We start from the raw sequence: 13,861 nt of genomic DNA, 5'->3' as shown, positions 1-13,861 counted from the left end.
CTCCGCCTCAAGCATGAGACGGACACCCGAAAGGCAGGACACCGATGATCCGTACGACCCGCAGCTGGACTGTTCTCGTGGCCGTGGGCGCCGCCGGAGCGCTTGCCCTCAGCGCCTGCTCCTCCGGCGGCCGCACCGAAACCGGTGGCGCAGCCGCCGGCGGGGGAGACAAGGCCAAGACCATGACGGTCGCCATGATCACCCACCAGGCGCCCGGTGACACGTTCTGGGACATCATCCGCAAGGGCGCCGAGGTGGCGGCAGCCAACGACGGCGTCGACCTGCAGTACTCCAACGACCCGGACGCCACCAAGCAGGCCCAGCTCATCCAGGCGGCCATCGACAAGAAGGTCGACGGCATCGCCGTGACCGACCCGAACACCGGTGCGCTCGGCGGGACGATCAAGGCCGCCGTGGCGGCCGGGATCCCCGTCTCGATGTTCAACGCAGGCGGGGCCGATGCCCTGGACCTCGGGGCGATCGGCTACTTCGGGCAGTCCGAGACCGACGCCGGGCTCGCTGTCGGAGCGCGGCTCCTCAAGGACGGCGCGAAGAACGCCCTGTGCGTCATCCAGGAGCAGGGCCAGCAGCAGCTCGAGGACCGGTGCGACGGCGTCACCAAGGGCGCCGAGGGCGTGAAGGTCCAGCGGCTCTACGTCAACGGCCGCGACGACTCGGCCGTGACCACCTCGATCCAGGCCAAGCTGACCGAGGACCCCACCATCGACTGGGTGGTCACGCTCGGGGCGCCCTTCGCAATGGACGCCATCAAGTCGGTCAGCAACGCCGGCAGCAAGGCCAAGATCGGCACCTTCGACACGAACAAGGAGCTCGTCGGCGCGATCAAGGGCAAGCAGGTGCAGTGGGCCGTCGACCAGCAGCCGTACCTGCAGGGCTACCTGGCCGTGGACTCGCTGTGGCTCTACAAGACGAACGGCAACGTCATCGGCGGTGGCAAGAACGTCGCCACCGGCCCGGCCTTCATCGACGCGTCGAACATCGCGCAGGTCGCCAAGTTCGCCGAGAACGGAACGCGGTGACGCGGCATGTCGACCGTTACGACCACCTCGACTGACGACCGCGTCGTCACCCGATCGTGGTTGGCCCAGGTCATGGGCCGACCCGAGGTCGGGGCACTCATCGGAGCCATCGCCCTGGCGGCGCTGTTCAGCGCCGCGGCACCCGCATTCCGCAACATCACCAACATCGGCACGATCCTCTACGGCTCGTCGACGATCGGCATCATGGCGGTCGCCGTGGCACTGCTGATGATCGGTGGGGAGTTCGACCTGTCCGCCGGCGTCGCAGTCACCACATCCGGACTGGCCGCCGCCCACACGGCCTGGTACTTCGGGCTCAACGTCTGGGTCGGGGTCTTCATCGCGCTGCTCATCTCGCTCGCGATCGGGGCGTTCAACGGCTGGCTGCTCTACAAGACGGGCATGCCGAGCTTCCTCGTGACACTGGGTACGTTCTTCATCCTGCAGGGCGTCAACCTGGCGGTGACCCGCATCGTCACCGGCGGGGTATCGTCCAACTCGCTCAACGACATGGACGGGTTCAACAGTGCCAAGGCCGTCTTCGCCTCGACCTTCGACGTCGGCTCGGTCCGGATCAACATCACGGTGATCTACTGGGTAATCCTGACCATCATCGGCAGCCTGCTGCTCCTGCGCACCCGTTACGGCAACTGGATCTTCGCTGCCGGTGGCGACGCGCCCGCGGCCCGGGCGGTCGGTGTCCCCGTCGTCGCGACGAAGATCGCGCTGTTCATGGGCGTCGGCTTCTGTGCATGGCTGCTCGGCATGCACCTGCTGTTCAACTTCAACAACCTGCAGTCGGGACAAGGTGTCGGCAACGAGTTCATCTACATCATCGCGGCCGTCATCGGCGGGTGCATGTTGACCGGCGGCTTCGGCTCGGTCGTCGGCGCCTCCATCGGGGCCCTGATCTTTGGGATGACCCGACTCGGCATCTCGTACGCCGGGTGGAACGTGGACTGGTTCTTCACCTTCCTCGGCGCGATGCTGATCCTCGCCACGCTCGTCAACCTCTACGTCAAGCGAAAGGCGGATGCACGATGACCGCGGTGAGCGAACATCCCAGCCGGACCGTGGAGCACCCTCTCCTCGAGTTCGACAACGTCGGCAAGAGCTACGGCAACGTCCAGGCCCTGCGCGGTGTCAACCTCACGGTCCGGCAGGGGGAGGTCACCTGCGTCCTCGGGGACAACGGTGCCGGCAAGTCCACCCTGATCAAGATCATGGCCGGGCTGCACGACTACACCGAGGGCGAGATGAAGCTCAACGGCATCGAGCGCCGGTTCGGATCGCCCCGCCTCGCGCAGGCGGCCGGGATCGCGACCGTCTACCAGGACCTGGCGCTCGCGCCGCTGATGTCCGTGTGGCGCAACTTCTTCCTCGCCAACGAGATCCGCACGGGTCCGCTGCGGATGCTCGACATCGAGGCCATGAAGAGCATCTGTGGCGAGGAGCTGCGCAAGATGGGCATCGAGATCCCCGATCTCGAACGTCCGGTCGGGCGGCTGTCCGGTGGACAGCGACAGGTCATCGCGATCGCTCGGGCGATCTACTTCGGGGCCAAGGTCGTCATCCTCGACGAGCCGACCGCGGCCCTCGGCGTCAAGCAGTCCGGCGTCGTGCTGAAGTACATCGTCAAGGCCCGTGACGCCGGGCTCGGGGTCATCTTCATCACCCACAACCCGCACCACGCCTTCCTGGTGGGCAACCACTTCATCATTCTCAAGCTCGGGCGCGTCGTGCTCGACGCCCACCGCAGCGAGCTGACCCTCGACCAGCTCACCGCGGAGATGGCGGGCGGGCAGGAGCTTGCCGAGCTGAGCCATGAGCTCGGGGGCATCGACGCGGGCAAGGTGGTCGCGCCGCACGAGGTCCGCCACGGTGGAGTCGGCGCACCCGAGCTCGACGACTCGGCCGACGGCTCGGCCGACGGCTCGGCCGACGGCCAGCCGAAGGGAACCGCATGACAACGTCGGACAGCCTGCGTGTCGGCATCGTGGGTGTCGGCATGATGGGCAGCGACCACGCCAGACGAGTGGCCTCGCGCATCTCCGGAGCACGGCTCGTCGCGGTCTCGGACCCGGACCGTCCGCGAGCCGAGGAGCTGGCGAGCGGCTACGACGGGGTGAGCGTCCACGACGACGCGACGGGGCTGATCGGCTCCGACGCCGTCGACGCCGTCATCCTCGCCTCGCCCGGATCTGCCCACGAGGAACAGCTGCTCGCCTGCATCGAGCACGGCAAGCCGACGCTGTGCGAGAAGCCGTTGACGATGGACGGCGACTCGTCGCTGCGGGTGATCCGGGCCGAGCGGGAGTCGGGACGTTCGCTCATCCAGGTCGGCTTCATGCGACGCTTCGACCCGGAGTACGCCGAGCTGAAGCGGCTGCTCGCGGCGGGCGCCCTCGGGCGCCTGCTGCTCGTGCACAACACGCACCGCAACAAGGCCGTGCCGAGCCCTGAGTTCCGCAGCGAGATCATCGTGCGCGACTCGCTCGTGCACGAGGTCGACGTCGCCCGGTTCCTCTTCGGCGAGGAGATCGAGGAGATCACCGTCCTGCGACCGGCTCCGACCAGCCTGGCCCACGAGGGTGTCGCCGACCCACAGGTCGCGATCTTCCGGATGAGCGGCGGCGGCATCGTCACCACCGAGGTCTTCGTCAACTGCCAGACCGGCTACGAGGTCCGCTGCGAGGCGGTCGGCGAACGCGGCACCGTCACGGCGGGCCTGTCCCAGACCGGCCTGTACACGACCCGGGCCAACCTCGATGGCGACGCCGGCTGGTGGGGCGGCCCGGTGGCCCCCGACTTCACCGTCCGTTTCGGTCGAGCCTACGACCTCGAGGTCCAGGCGTGGGCCGATGCTGCCCGGACCGGCACCGTGACCGGCCCGACAGCCTGGGACGGCTACGCGTCGACCGCGGTCTGCTCCGCGGGCGTGGAGTCGCTGCAAAGCGGACAGCCGGTCAAGGTCACCCTCGCCGACCGGGAGGTGTTGTCATGAGAGTCGCTCTCGACCCTTACATGATCCGCGAGACGACGACGCTGGAGACCCTGCCGGGGGTTGTCGCAGAGCACGGTTACGAATGGATCGAGCTGTCGCCTCGCGAGGACTTCATCCCGTTCTTCAACCACCCGCGGGTCGATGACGCAACGGTGCAGCGGTTCCGCAAGGAGCTCGCCGCGGCCGGGGTCGGGGTCTCCTCGGTCCTGCCCCTGTTCCGGTGGTCCGGCCCCGACGAGGACGAGCGCCAGGCCGCGGTCCGGTACTGGAAGCGCGCTATCGAGATCACCGCCGCCCTCGGAGTCGACCAGATGAACTCCGAGTTCAACGGCAACCCGCGACAGGGGGCAGTCTGCGAGGGTCAGTTCTGGCGGTCGATGGAGGAGCTGCTCCCCGTATTCGAGCGGGAGGGGGTGCGCCTGGCGATCGAGCCGCACCCGGACGACTGGGAGGAGGACGGCAAGCGGGCCCTCGACGTCATCCACGGGATCAACAGCTCCCTCGTATCGTTCGTCTACTGCACGCCGCACACGTTCCACCAGGGCAACGACTGCGCCGGGATCCTCGAGAAGGCAGGCGGTCTCACGAGCATCTGCCACATCGCGGACGCCTATGACCAAACGGCCTCGAGCGGGCTGCGCTACATCGTCAACCCGCCAGGCTCGCAGGTCACCGTCCACCAGCATCTGGACATCGGTCAGGGCGAGGTCGACTTCGACGTGTTCTTCGCCACCTTGGAGAAGGTCGGGTTCGACGGCACGCTGACCAGCTGCGTCTTCGCTTGGGAGGACCGAGCGGAGGAGTCGCACCGGTTCATGCGGGAACGGATCGCCGGGTACCTGTCCAGGTGGGAGACCCCCCCGACGCTCGAGTCGCCTCGTTGATGCGCCGCCCGGGCCCGCTGCCACCAGACAGCCGGCCCGGGCGGTTGCTGTTCGTTTCGGCCCGTCGCTTGTCGATGAGCGCCATCATTGTTAGAATGTCATGACATAAAGATTTTCAGGACAACCGTCAGGCTGTCCACGGCATCGACCAGTCACATCGAAGGAGTCAGGCGATGAGCCCCACCCGCATCACCCACCTCATCGGCGGAGCGCCCTGGGAGGGCACCTCCGAACGGACCAGCCCGGTCTACAACCCGGCGACAGGGGAGCAGACCGGCGAGCTCGACCTCGCCTCGTCCCAGCTCGTGGGTGAGGTGGTGACGCAAGCGCATCGTGCCTGGGCGGACTCGTGGCGCGACCTCTCCCTCACCAAGCGAGGGCAGGTGCTCTTCCGCTTCCGCGAGCTGCTCAACCAGCACAAGGGGGAGATCGCCGCGCTCATCACGGCCGAGCACGGCAAGGTGCTCGACGACGCCCTCGGCGAGGTCATGCGTGGTCTTGAGGTTGCCGAGTTCGCGTGCGGTATCCCGCAGCTGGTCAAGGGCGGCTTCAGCGAGAACGCCTCGACGAGCGTCGACGTCTACTCGATGCGTCAGCCGCTCGGCGTCGTCGCGGTGATCTCCCCGTTCAACTTCCCCGCCATGGTGCCGCTGTGGTTCGTGCCGGTGGCCTTGGCCTGCGGCAACGCCGTCGTCATCAAGCCGAGCGAGAAGGACCCCTCGGCCACGATCGCCATGGCCCGGCTCTGGAGTGAGGCCGGCCTGCCGGACGGCGTCCTGAGCGTCGTCAACGGCGACAAGGAAGCGGTCGACGCCCTGCTGACCCACCCCGAGATCAAGGCGGTCTCCTTCGTGGGCTCCACCCCCATCGCGCGGTACGTCTACGAGACGGCCACCGCCGGCGGCAAGCGCGTGCAGGCCCTCGGCGGCGCCAAGAACCACATGCTCGTCCTGCCCGACGCCGACCTCGACGTGACGGCCGACGCCGCGGTCAACGCGGGCTTCGGCTCGGCCGGGGAGCGCTGCATGGCGATCTCCGCGCTCGTCGCCGTCGAACCGGTCGCCGACGAGCTCATCGCGAAGATCACCGACCGCGTGGGCAAGCTGCGCACCGGCGAGGGGACCCGTGGCTGCGACATGGGTCCCCTCGTCACGAAGCAGCACCGGGAGAAGGTCGCCGGCTACATCGAGGCCGGAGAGCGGGCCGGTGCGAAGCTCGTCGTCGATGGGCGCGGCGGTGACTTCGATGCCGACGGCGAGGGCTTCTTCCTCGCCCCCACTCTGTTCGACAACGTCACGACGGACATGTCGATCTACCAGGAGGAGATCTTCGGTCCCGTGCTTGCGGTGCTGCGGGTCAAGACCTACGAGGAGGGCCTCGAGCTGATCAACAACAACCCGTACGGCAACGGCACGGCGATCTTCACCAACGACGGCGGCGCGGCGCGGCGCTTCCAGAACGAGGTGGAGGTCGGCATGGTCGGGGTCAACGTCCCGATCCCGGTACCCGTCGCCTACTACTCCTTCGGCGGGTGGAAGAACAGCCTGTTCGGCGACACCCATGCGTACGGGACCGACGGTGTGCACTTCTTCACCCGGGGCAAGGTCGTCACCTCCCGCTGGCTCGACCCGAGCCACGGTGGAATCAACCTCGGCTTCCCGCAGAACGCCTGACGGTAGAGCGCGAGCAAGATGGCCCTGCCGGCGGAGCTTCCCGCGCCGCGCACGCCGGACCCGATGGATGCCCCACCGCTGCGGTGGGGCATTCTCGGCACCGGCTGGATCGCCTACCGCTTCTGCGCCGCCCTCGGTGCCGGCACCCGCCAGCAGCTCGTCGCGGTCGGGTCCCGCTCTTTCGAGACCGCACGGGCCTTCGCGGAGATGCATCACCTGCCCCGCGCACACGCGTCCTATGCCGAGCTCGTCGCAGACCCGGAGGTGGACGTCGTCTACGTCGCCACTCCGCACAACCATCACCACGACGACGCGGCCCTGGCTCTCGAGGCCGGCAAGCATGTGCTCGTGGAGAAGCCGATGTGCGTCTCGGCGGCGCAGGCTCGCAGTCTCGGCGCCATCGCCGAGTCGCGGGGGCGGTTCCTCATGGAGGCCATGTGGGCCTTGTTCCTGCCGAAGTTCGACGTCATCCGACAGCTTCTCGAGAGTGGGTCGCTCGGTGCCGTGCGCGCCGTCGTCGCAGACATCGGCGAGCACTTCGAGCCGAGCCACCGGATCTGGCGCGCGGATCTGGCCGGCGGCCCGCTCATGGACCTCGGCACCTATCCGCTCACCCTGGCGACATGGGTTCTCGGCGAGCCCGCGAACGTACAGGCCATGGGCACCTTCGCCCCGGACGGCCTGAACGTCCAGGCCGGGATGCTGCTACGGACCGGATCGGGCGCCCTGGCGACGCTGCATGCCACCCAGCTCGGCAATACCCCGACCGCAGCGACCATCCAGGGCGAGGCGGCCACCGTCGAGATCGCGGGCCCGTTCTACCAGCCTGGCCCTTTCCGGGTCCGCGACATCGACGGCACGACCCTCGAGTGGGACGAGCCGCGGGTGGCCCACTCGGCGCTGCACTTGCAGGCTGCCGAGGTCGCGCGGCAAGTGGCGGCCGGTCAGACCGGCTCGCCGCTGCGACGTCTCGCCGACACGATCGCGTACCTCGAGGTCATGGACGAGGTGCGGCGCCAGCTCGGCATCTCGCTCTGAGCCTCAGATCAACGGCCCGCCAGCCGCCATGGATGTGCGACGAGGCAGGCCGGCAGCGGCATACGCGGCGTCGATCAGCTCCATCATGGTCACCGCGAAGTCGGCGTCCGTGACGACAGGGCCCCCGTGACGGACCGCTGCGGCGAACGCCTCGAGCTGGTAGGTGTAGCTCGACCGACTGCCGAGGCGCTCGACCGAGCCGGCGTCACCGCGTCGCAGCGTCAGCGAGTCGTCCTCGTGCGGCCGAGGAAAGTCGGGCACGTGCAGCTCACCGTCCGTGCCGAGAACCGTGAGGTGGAAGTCCCAGCCGGATGCGGCCATGTCACTGCCCGCGCTACCCGTGACGCCGGACGGGAACTCGACCTGCACGCAAAGGCGTTCGTCGACGTTCGCCGCCCCGGCGCGCTCCTCGGCGCGGCCGGAGACGATCCGGGGCGGACCCCCGAGGCACGGCCCGAGCAGCGCGAGCGCGGAGAGGCTGTTGCAGCCGAGGTCCATCGTCGCCCCGCCCGCCAGCTCGAACGACCACCGCGGGTCGGTGGGCTCGGGCGCCGGCATGCCGAGGAACGCCTCGACGTGCCGGACCTCGCCGATGGCGCCCTGCTCGAGCAGCGACACGATGCGCTGGAACAGCGGGTGGTACGGGTAGTGGAAGGCCTCCATGAAGACCCGGCCGGAGCCATGTGCCGCGTCACGCACCCGGGCCGCCTCCTCGGCGTTGCCGGCCGAGGGTTTCTCGGCGAGGACGTGTTTGCCGGCGGCGAGGGCCCGGAGGTTCCACGGCGCGTGCAGCCCGTTGGCCAGGGGGTTGTAGACGGCCTCGATCTCCGGGTCGGCGAGCAGGTCGTCGTAGCTCGCGTGGACCCGCTCGACCCCGTGGGCCCGAGCGAACGCGGCGGCCCGTTCGGGGTCGCGCGCCGCGACGGCGACGAGGCGGTGCCCCGTCGCCGCGGCGGGCTTCACGATGCTCAGCTCGGCGATTCGTGCCGCGCCGAGGATGCCGATGCGCAGGGGCTCGTCCGACATCAGTCCTCCTCCCTCTCAGATGGCCTTTTCGGCGTCGATGAGGGTCTGGGCCGCGAAGCGGAGACCCTCGAGCTGGTCGAGCTCCTGGTCCTCGTGCTCGATGTTGACCGGCATGTCAGGGTCGACCTTCTGCAGGGCCCGCAGGAACTCGGTCCAGTAGGCCGTGTCGTGGCCACGCCCGACCGCGACGAAGTCCCACGACGAGTTCGTCGGCCAGCCGCTCAGGCTCGTCCCGCCACCGAGCGGCAGGTATCCCGGCTCGCCCTCGGCCACCCGGGAGAAGCGGTCGTCGATGACGCCGTTGACCTTCGCGGCCTCGTTGATCCGGGTGTCCTTCGCAGCCGCGTTGTAGACGAGCTCGCCGAGGTCGGCCACCGCGAGGACCGGGTCGATGCCCTGCCAGAACAGGTGGCTCGGGTCCATCTCGGCGCCGACGTGGGTCGCCTCGATCTCCTCGGCGAGGCGGTGCAGCGTCCGCGGGTTGAAGACGATGTTCCCGGGGTGCATCTCGATGGCGATCTTCACGTCGGCGTCCGCGGCTCGGGCCTGGATGTCCTTCCAGTACGGGATCGCGACGCTCCACTGGTGGTCCTGGATGTCGAGGAACGGGCTCCACCAAGGGAGCGGGTTCCACACGGGGACAGAGGTCCCCGGCTCGCTGCCGGGCGTACCGGACATCGTGACGACGCGCTTGACCCCGAGCAGGGCGGCCAGCTCGATCGACTCGTGCAGGTCGCGTGAGTGGGGGAAGTCGGCGCGCGGATGGAGCGGGTTGCCGTTGCAGTTCAGCGCCGTCAGCGTCAGACCGCGTGAGCTGAACTCACCGAGGTACTGCTGGCGAGCGTCCTGGCTCTCGCGGACCTCCTTGACAGGCAGGTGGATCGGAGGCAGGAAGCCGCCGGAGTTGATCTCGACACTGGTGAGGCCGAGCCCCGCGATCAGGTCGAGGGCCTCGCCGAGCGACTTGTCGGCCAGGCAGGCGTTGTAGGCGCCGAGATACATGGTGGGTTCCTTCCGGGGGTCTGTGCGATGGGGTATGCCGCTGAGCTGGGTGGGGTGGCGTGCGAGGGCTCTTCGCCGGCGGGTTGGTTGGAAGGCGGGCCGGCTCAGACGTGAGCCACACCGACCGGGATGCCGACTGCGATGTCGACCGGGGTGACGTCGACGACGGCGCCACCGGCGGCGGCCGAGCGGGTCACCGCGTCGAGGATCGTCAGGTCGCGGACTCCGTCGACGAAGCCGGCGGGAGCCGGCAGGCCGCCCACGATGCCGGCGACGGCCTCGAGGAACGCGCGGGCCTGGTAGCCGAACAGGTCGCCGACGCCGAACGCCGTACCGGGGAAGTCCATCGGTACGCCGTTGCGGATGTAGGGGTGTGCCGGCCCGACGAGCACCGTGCGGTAGCCGTCGTTGCCGTCACCGCGGAGGTTGTCGATCACCTCGAACTCGGACATCCGGTCCATGGTCCACTTCGCGGCGCCGTGCTCGGCGAAGACCTCGAAGCCGAGGGCGTTGGGGTTGCCCGGCGCGATGCGGGAGATGGAGAAGGTCCCGACCGCACCCGAGGCGAAGTGCCCGGTGAAGGTGGCGACGTCGTCGTTCTCGACGGGCTCGCGCACGGCGCTGAGCTCGGCCTTGGCGTGTCCGTAGGTCTGCCCGACCGGCAGGGCCCGCTCGGTCACCTTCGTGGTGAACGTGCCGCCGCTGACCTGCACGAGCGGCCCGCAGACGAACTCCGCGAGGTCGACCAGGTGGCTGCCGATGTCACCGAGCGCGCCGGTCCCCGGGCCACCCCTGAAGCGCCACGACATCGGCACGTCGGCGCTGCGCGCGTAGTCGCACCAGTAGTGGCCGTTGAAGTGGGACACCTCGCCGAGCTCGGTCTCGAGCAGGTCCCTGATGTGCGCCACGGCGGGTTGGCGCCGGTAGACGAAACCGGTCGCGGCGACGAGGTCCGGGTGGGCCTGCGAGGCGGCCACCATCGCCGTGGCGTCCTGCAGGCTCGGGGCGAGCGGCTTCTCGCAGAGGACGTGCTTGCCCGCGGCCAGGAGCGCCGCGGCGATCTCGCGGTGCAGCTGGTTCGCGACGACGATGCTCACGGCATGGACCCGGTCGTCCTCGAGCAGGGCGCGCCAGTCGGTGCCGTGCTCCTCGTAGAGGTAGCGGGTCGCGGCGTCCTGCGCGACTGCCGCGTTCGCGTCGATGACCGAGACATACCGCACCGGCGGCAGTGGAGGGTCGAACAGGGTGGGCGCCATCCGGTAGCCGGCGCAGTGCGCCCGGCCGGCCATGCCGGCCCCGATGACGGCCACTCCGATGGGTGCACTGGTCATTGAGTACCTTTCTGGGATCGCTGGGTGGGTATCCTTAAAGCGCTTTAACAAGTGTGCCGCCATTGGGAAGCACCTGTCAACGACTTGTCCTGACAAACTGGGCCCACCCCGTCCCGAAGGAGCCGTATGCCGTCCACCCGCTCCTCGCGACCGCGCCTTGCGGACGTTGCCGCGCGGGCCGGGGTGTCGACCGCGACGGCGTCGCTCGTGCTGCGAGGGCGACCCGGCCCCGGTCGGCGGGCCCGGCAGGCGGTCCTCGACGCGTCGCACGAGCTCGGCTACCGCGCCGACCGCAGCGCGAGCCTGCTCGCCCGCCGGCGGACGCAGCTGCTCGGGGTCTCGATGGACGTCCGCAGCCCGTTCCATGCCGAGCTCATCGAGGAGATCCATGCCGCGGCGGACGGGCTGGGATACGACGTCGTGGTCAGCCCCCTGACCCGGACCCACGACGAGCGCCGGGTGGTCGAGACCCTGCTCGACTCACGCTGCGAGGCGCTGCTCCTGCTCGCGCCCGGTCTGTCGGCGGCGCAGCTGACCGACCTGGCTCAGGACCGTCCCGTCGTCGCCGTGGGCCGGCCCGTGACGGCCCCGGGGGTCGACGTCGTACGGGTCGCGGACGACCGGGGCGTCGCTCTGGCCGTCGAGCATCTCGTCGCCCTCGGGCATCGAGACATCGCCTTCGTCGACGGCCCGAGCGGGACGATCTCGACCCTGCGTCGATCGGGCTACCGCCGGGCGGTGCGCCGGCTGGTCGGCCCGGACGCGGTGCACGTCGTGCCCGGCGGTGCCACCGAGGACAAGGGCGCCGCGGCGGTCAGCCTGCTGCGCGGCCGACCGGTCTCGGCCGCGATCGCCTTCAACGACCGCTGCGCCCTGGGAGTGCTCGACGGCCTGCGCCGGGACGGCCGCTCCGTCCCCGGGGACATCTCGCTCGTCGGCTACGACGACACCCCCCTTGCGCGACTCGGCACCATCGACCTGACCTCGGTCAGCCAGACCCCCGGCGAGATGGGCGCGGCGGCGGTCCGGGCCGCCGTCGAGCGGCTCGAGGGGGCGCGCAGCCACGACGTCGAGGTCCTCCTGGAACCGGTCCTCGTCGTTCGCGGCAGCACCGGCCCGCCTCCCAACCGAACCATGCCCTGACCCCCCGACCATTGGCGGCCACCGGCCACCGGCCACCGGCCACCGGCCACCGGCCCCGACGCCGAGAGCGGACCATGCCCGCTTGGTGGGCTGCCCAAGGAAACCCAGTGGGCAGTCGCCGTCAGCGACCCGGGGCTGCGGTCGAGCCGCGCACCACGAGCGCAGGCGCGATGACGACCTCACCCATGTCGGAGCCGTCCGCGTCGACCTCGTCTGCATCGAGCCGTGCGGTGAGCCGCCGCAGGGCTGCCGCGCCCAGCTGCCTGGCCTCTTGCCGGACGGTGGTCAGCCCGACATGGGCGTAGCCCGCCTGTCGGACGTCGTCGAACCCGACGACCGACACGTCCTGTGGGACCCGCACCCCGGCTTGGCGCACCACGTCGATGAAGCCGAGGGCGCACGGGTCGTTGAACGCGGCGACCGCGCTCGGAGCGGGCCGGGCGAGGTCGAGCCAGGCCTCGGCTGCCTGTGCCCCGTCCTCCTCGGTCAGCCCGCCGGGGATGAGCACCTCGTCCCGCCCGGGCAGAAGCCGTCGGGCCGCGGCCCGGAAACCCTGCCTGCGCTGTGCTGCACCCGCTGCGCGTCCGCCGTCGAGCAGGGCGATCCCCTTGTGGCCGAGGCCGACGAGGTGCTCGACGACCTGACGCATCCCGTGGGCGTCGTCGGTGCGTACGACGTCGACACCGGGCGCCTTGACCGGGCGCAGCACGCTGACCACGGGAACCCGTTCGGCGAGCGCGCCGAGCCGTGCCCGGGGGAAATCGCTGCCGAGCAGCAGCAGCCCTTCGCACCGCTCCGCGAGGAGGGTCTCCACTGCCTGGTCCTCGGGGCGCGACCGGGTCACGCCGCTCAGCACGAGCTCGTAGCCGGCGGACTCTGCCTCCTCGTACAGGGACTCGAGCAGGTCGCCGTGGAAGGCGTGGCCGACGGAGAAGACCACGCCGAGCGTCCCGGTCCGCGAGCGACCGAGCCGACGAGCCCGTGTGTCAGGCCGGTAGTCGAGGTCGCGGGCGGCGGCAAGGACCCGTTCGCGGGCGGCCTCGGAGGCGCCCGGCACGCCACGGAAGACGATCGACACGAGAGCGCGGGAGACGCCGGCGCGCACGGCGACGTCCTCCATCGTGACCCGGCTCGGCGGCATACGGCTCACTGTACCTAGAGCGCTCCAGCACCAGAGGGGGGAGGCCGCTTGACGTGACACCGGCTGACCCGCTTCACTGGTCCTGACACGACTAGAGCGCTCTAGTAGAATTCAAATGGAGCACACCATGATCACGACTCCGCCCGTCCGCTTCGGCCTCATCGGCGCCGGACGCATCGGCACCTACCACGCGACCACCATCGCGCGACGCCCCCCGGCGGCCGAGCTGGTCCGCGTGGCCGACCCGGCCGACGGCGCCGCGGCGCGGCGCGCCGAGCCGCTGGGTGCCGAGGCCGTCGCCGACTCCCAAGCCCTCATCGCCGACCCGCGCGTCGAGGCCGTGGCCATCACGTGTGCGAGCACCGCCCACGCCGACCTCGTCGTCGCCGCCGCCCGGGCCGGCAAGGCCGTCTTCGTCGAGAAGCCGATGGCGATGACCCTCGCCGACGCCGACCGGGCGATCGCCGCGTGCCGCGAGGCCGGCGTGCCGCTGCAGGTCGGCTTCAACCGCCGCTTCGCGGCGGACTTCTCCCCCGCCCAAGCGCACGTCGCCCGCGGCGGCCACGGCCGCCCCCCGCA

The 13,861-nt window shown here is 70.0% G+C and carries 13 protein-coding genes; 9 read left to right on the top strand and 4 right to left on the bottom strand.

Going from position 1 to position 13,861, the window contains the following annotated elements:
- Positions 1-44 precede the first annotated feature (44 nt).
- The 7 genes from L0H79_RS15220 to L0H79_RS15190 all read left to right on the top strand — a co-directional run bounded on the left by L0H79_RS15220 (position 45) and on the right by L0H79_RS15190 (position 7,639).
- Positions 45-1,040, top strand: coding sequence for a sugar ABC transporter substrate-binding protein (locus tag L0H79_RS15220; protein ID WP_301485480.1), 996 nt, complete (start codon positions 45-47; stop codon positions 1,038-1,040).
- 6 nt (positions 1,041-1,046) lie between these two features.
- A complete protein-coding gene (locus L0H79_RS15215; RefSeq protein WP_301485479.1) occupies positions 1,047-2,084 on the top strand; it encodes an ABC transporter permease in 1,038 nt (345 codons plus the stop codon).
- 5 nt (positions 2,085-2,089) lie between these two features.
- Positions 2,090-3,007: an ATP-binding cassette domain-containing protein gene (locus L0H79_RS15210; protein WP_301485478.1), complete on the top strand. Its 918-nt coding sequence runs from the start codon at positions 2,090-2,092 to the stop codon at positions 3,005-3,007.
- The gene (locus L0H79_RS15205) at positions 3,004-4,044 is read left to right on the top strand and encodes a Gfo/Idh/MocA family protein (protein WP_301485477.1); all 1,041 of its coding nucleotides are present in this window, start codon (positions 3,004-3,006) and stop codon (positions 4,042-4,044) included. Before L0H79_RS15210 ends, L0H79_RS15205 begins: the two co-directional genes overlap by 4 nt.
- Entirely contained in the window at positions 4,041-4,928 is an 888-nt protein-coding gene (locus L0H79_RS15200) for a sugar phosphate isomerase/epimerase (RefSeq protein ID WP_301485476.1), read from the top strand. The genes L0H79_RS15205 and L0H79_RS15200 overlap by 4 nt, the downstream gene beginning before the upstream one ends.
- Before the next feature lie 173 nt (positions 4,929-5,101).
- Positions 5,102-6,601, top strand: coding sequence for a CoA-acylating methylmalonate-semialdehyde dehydrogenase (locus tag L0H79_RS15195; protein WP_301485475.1), 1,500 nt, complete (start codon positions 5,102-5,104; stop codon positions 6,599-6,601).
- A gap of 18 nt (positions 6,602-6,619) precedes the next feature.
- Positions 6,620-7,639, top strand: a complete 1,020-nt coding sequence (locus L0H79_RS15190; RefSeq protein ID WP_301485474.1) for a Gfo/Idh/MocA family protein — start codon at positions 6,620-6,622, stop codon at positions 7,637-7,639.
- 3 nt (positions 7,640-7,642) lie between these two features.
- On the opposite strand, the gene L0H79_RS15185 is transcribed toward L0H79_RS15190, so the two are convergent.
- The 3 genes from L0H79_RS15185 to L0H79_RS15175 form a co-directional block, all read right to left on the bottom strand.
- On the bottom strand, positions 7,643-8,665 hold the full coding sequence (locus L0H79_RS15185; RefSeq protein WP_301485473.1) for a Gfo/Idh/MocA family protein: 1,023 nt from the start codon (positions 8,663-8,665) through the stop codon (positions 7,643-7,645).
- A gap of 15 nt (positions 8,666-8,680) precedes the next feature.
- Positions 8,681-9,667 carry a sugar phosphate isomerase/epimerase gene (locus L0H79_RS15180; protein ID WP_301485472.1) on the bottom strand — a complete coding sequence of 329 codons (987 nt, stop codon included), beginning with the start codon at positions 9,665-9,667 and terminating at the stop codon, positions 8,681-8,683.
- 104 nt (positions 9,668-9,771) lie between these two features.
- Positions 9,772-10,998, bottom strand: coding sequence for a Gfo/Idh/MocA family protein (locus L0H79_RS15175; RefSeq protein WP_301485471.1), 1,227 nt, complete (start codon positions 10,996-10,998; stop codon positions 9,772-9,774).
- A gap of 126 nt (positions 10,999-11,124) precedes the next feature.
- Between L0H79_RS15175 and L0H79_RS15170 the strand changes: the two genes are divergently transcribed.
- Positions 11,125-12,141, top strand: coding sequence for a LacI family DNA-binding transcriptional regulator (locus L0H79_RS15170; RefSeq protein WP_301485470.1), 1,017 nt, complete (start codon positions 11,125-11,127; stop codon positions 12,139-12,141).
- Positions 12,142-12,262: 121 nt separating this feature from the next.
- On the opposite strand, the gene L0H79_RS15165 is transcribed toward L0H79_RS15170, so the two are convergent.
- A complete protein-coding gene (locus tag L0H79_RS15165) occupies positions 12,263-13,282 on the bottom strand; it encodes a LacI family DNA-binding transcriptional regulator (protein WP_301485469.1) in 1,020 nt (339 codons plus the stop codon).
- A 127-nt stretch (positions 13,283-13,409) separates the two neighbouring features.
- Between L0H79_RS15165 and L0H79_RS15160 the strand changes: the two genes are divergently transcribed.
- On the top strand, positions 13,410-13,861 hold a 452-nt coding region (locus L0H79_RS15160), incomplete at its 3' end, for a Gfo/Idh/MocA family oxidoreductase (RefSeq protein WP_301485468.1).

It is taken from the genome of Intrasporangium sp. (assembly GCF_030452765.1).
Classification (GTDB): domain Bacteria; phylum Actinomycetota; class Actinomycetes; order Actinomycetales; family Dermatophilaceae; genus Intrasporangium_A.
Note: the sequence above shows the minus strand (reverse complement) of the source record. Positions and strands in the feature narration are given on the sequence as shown.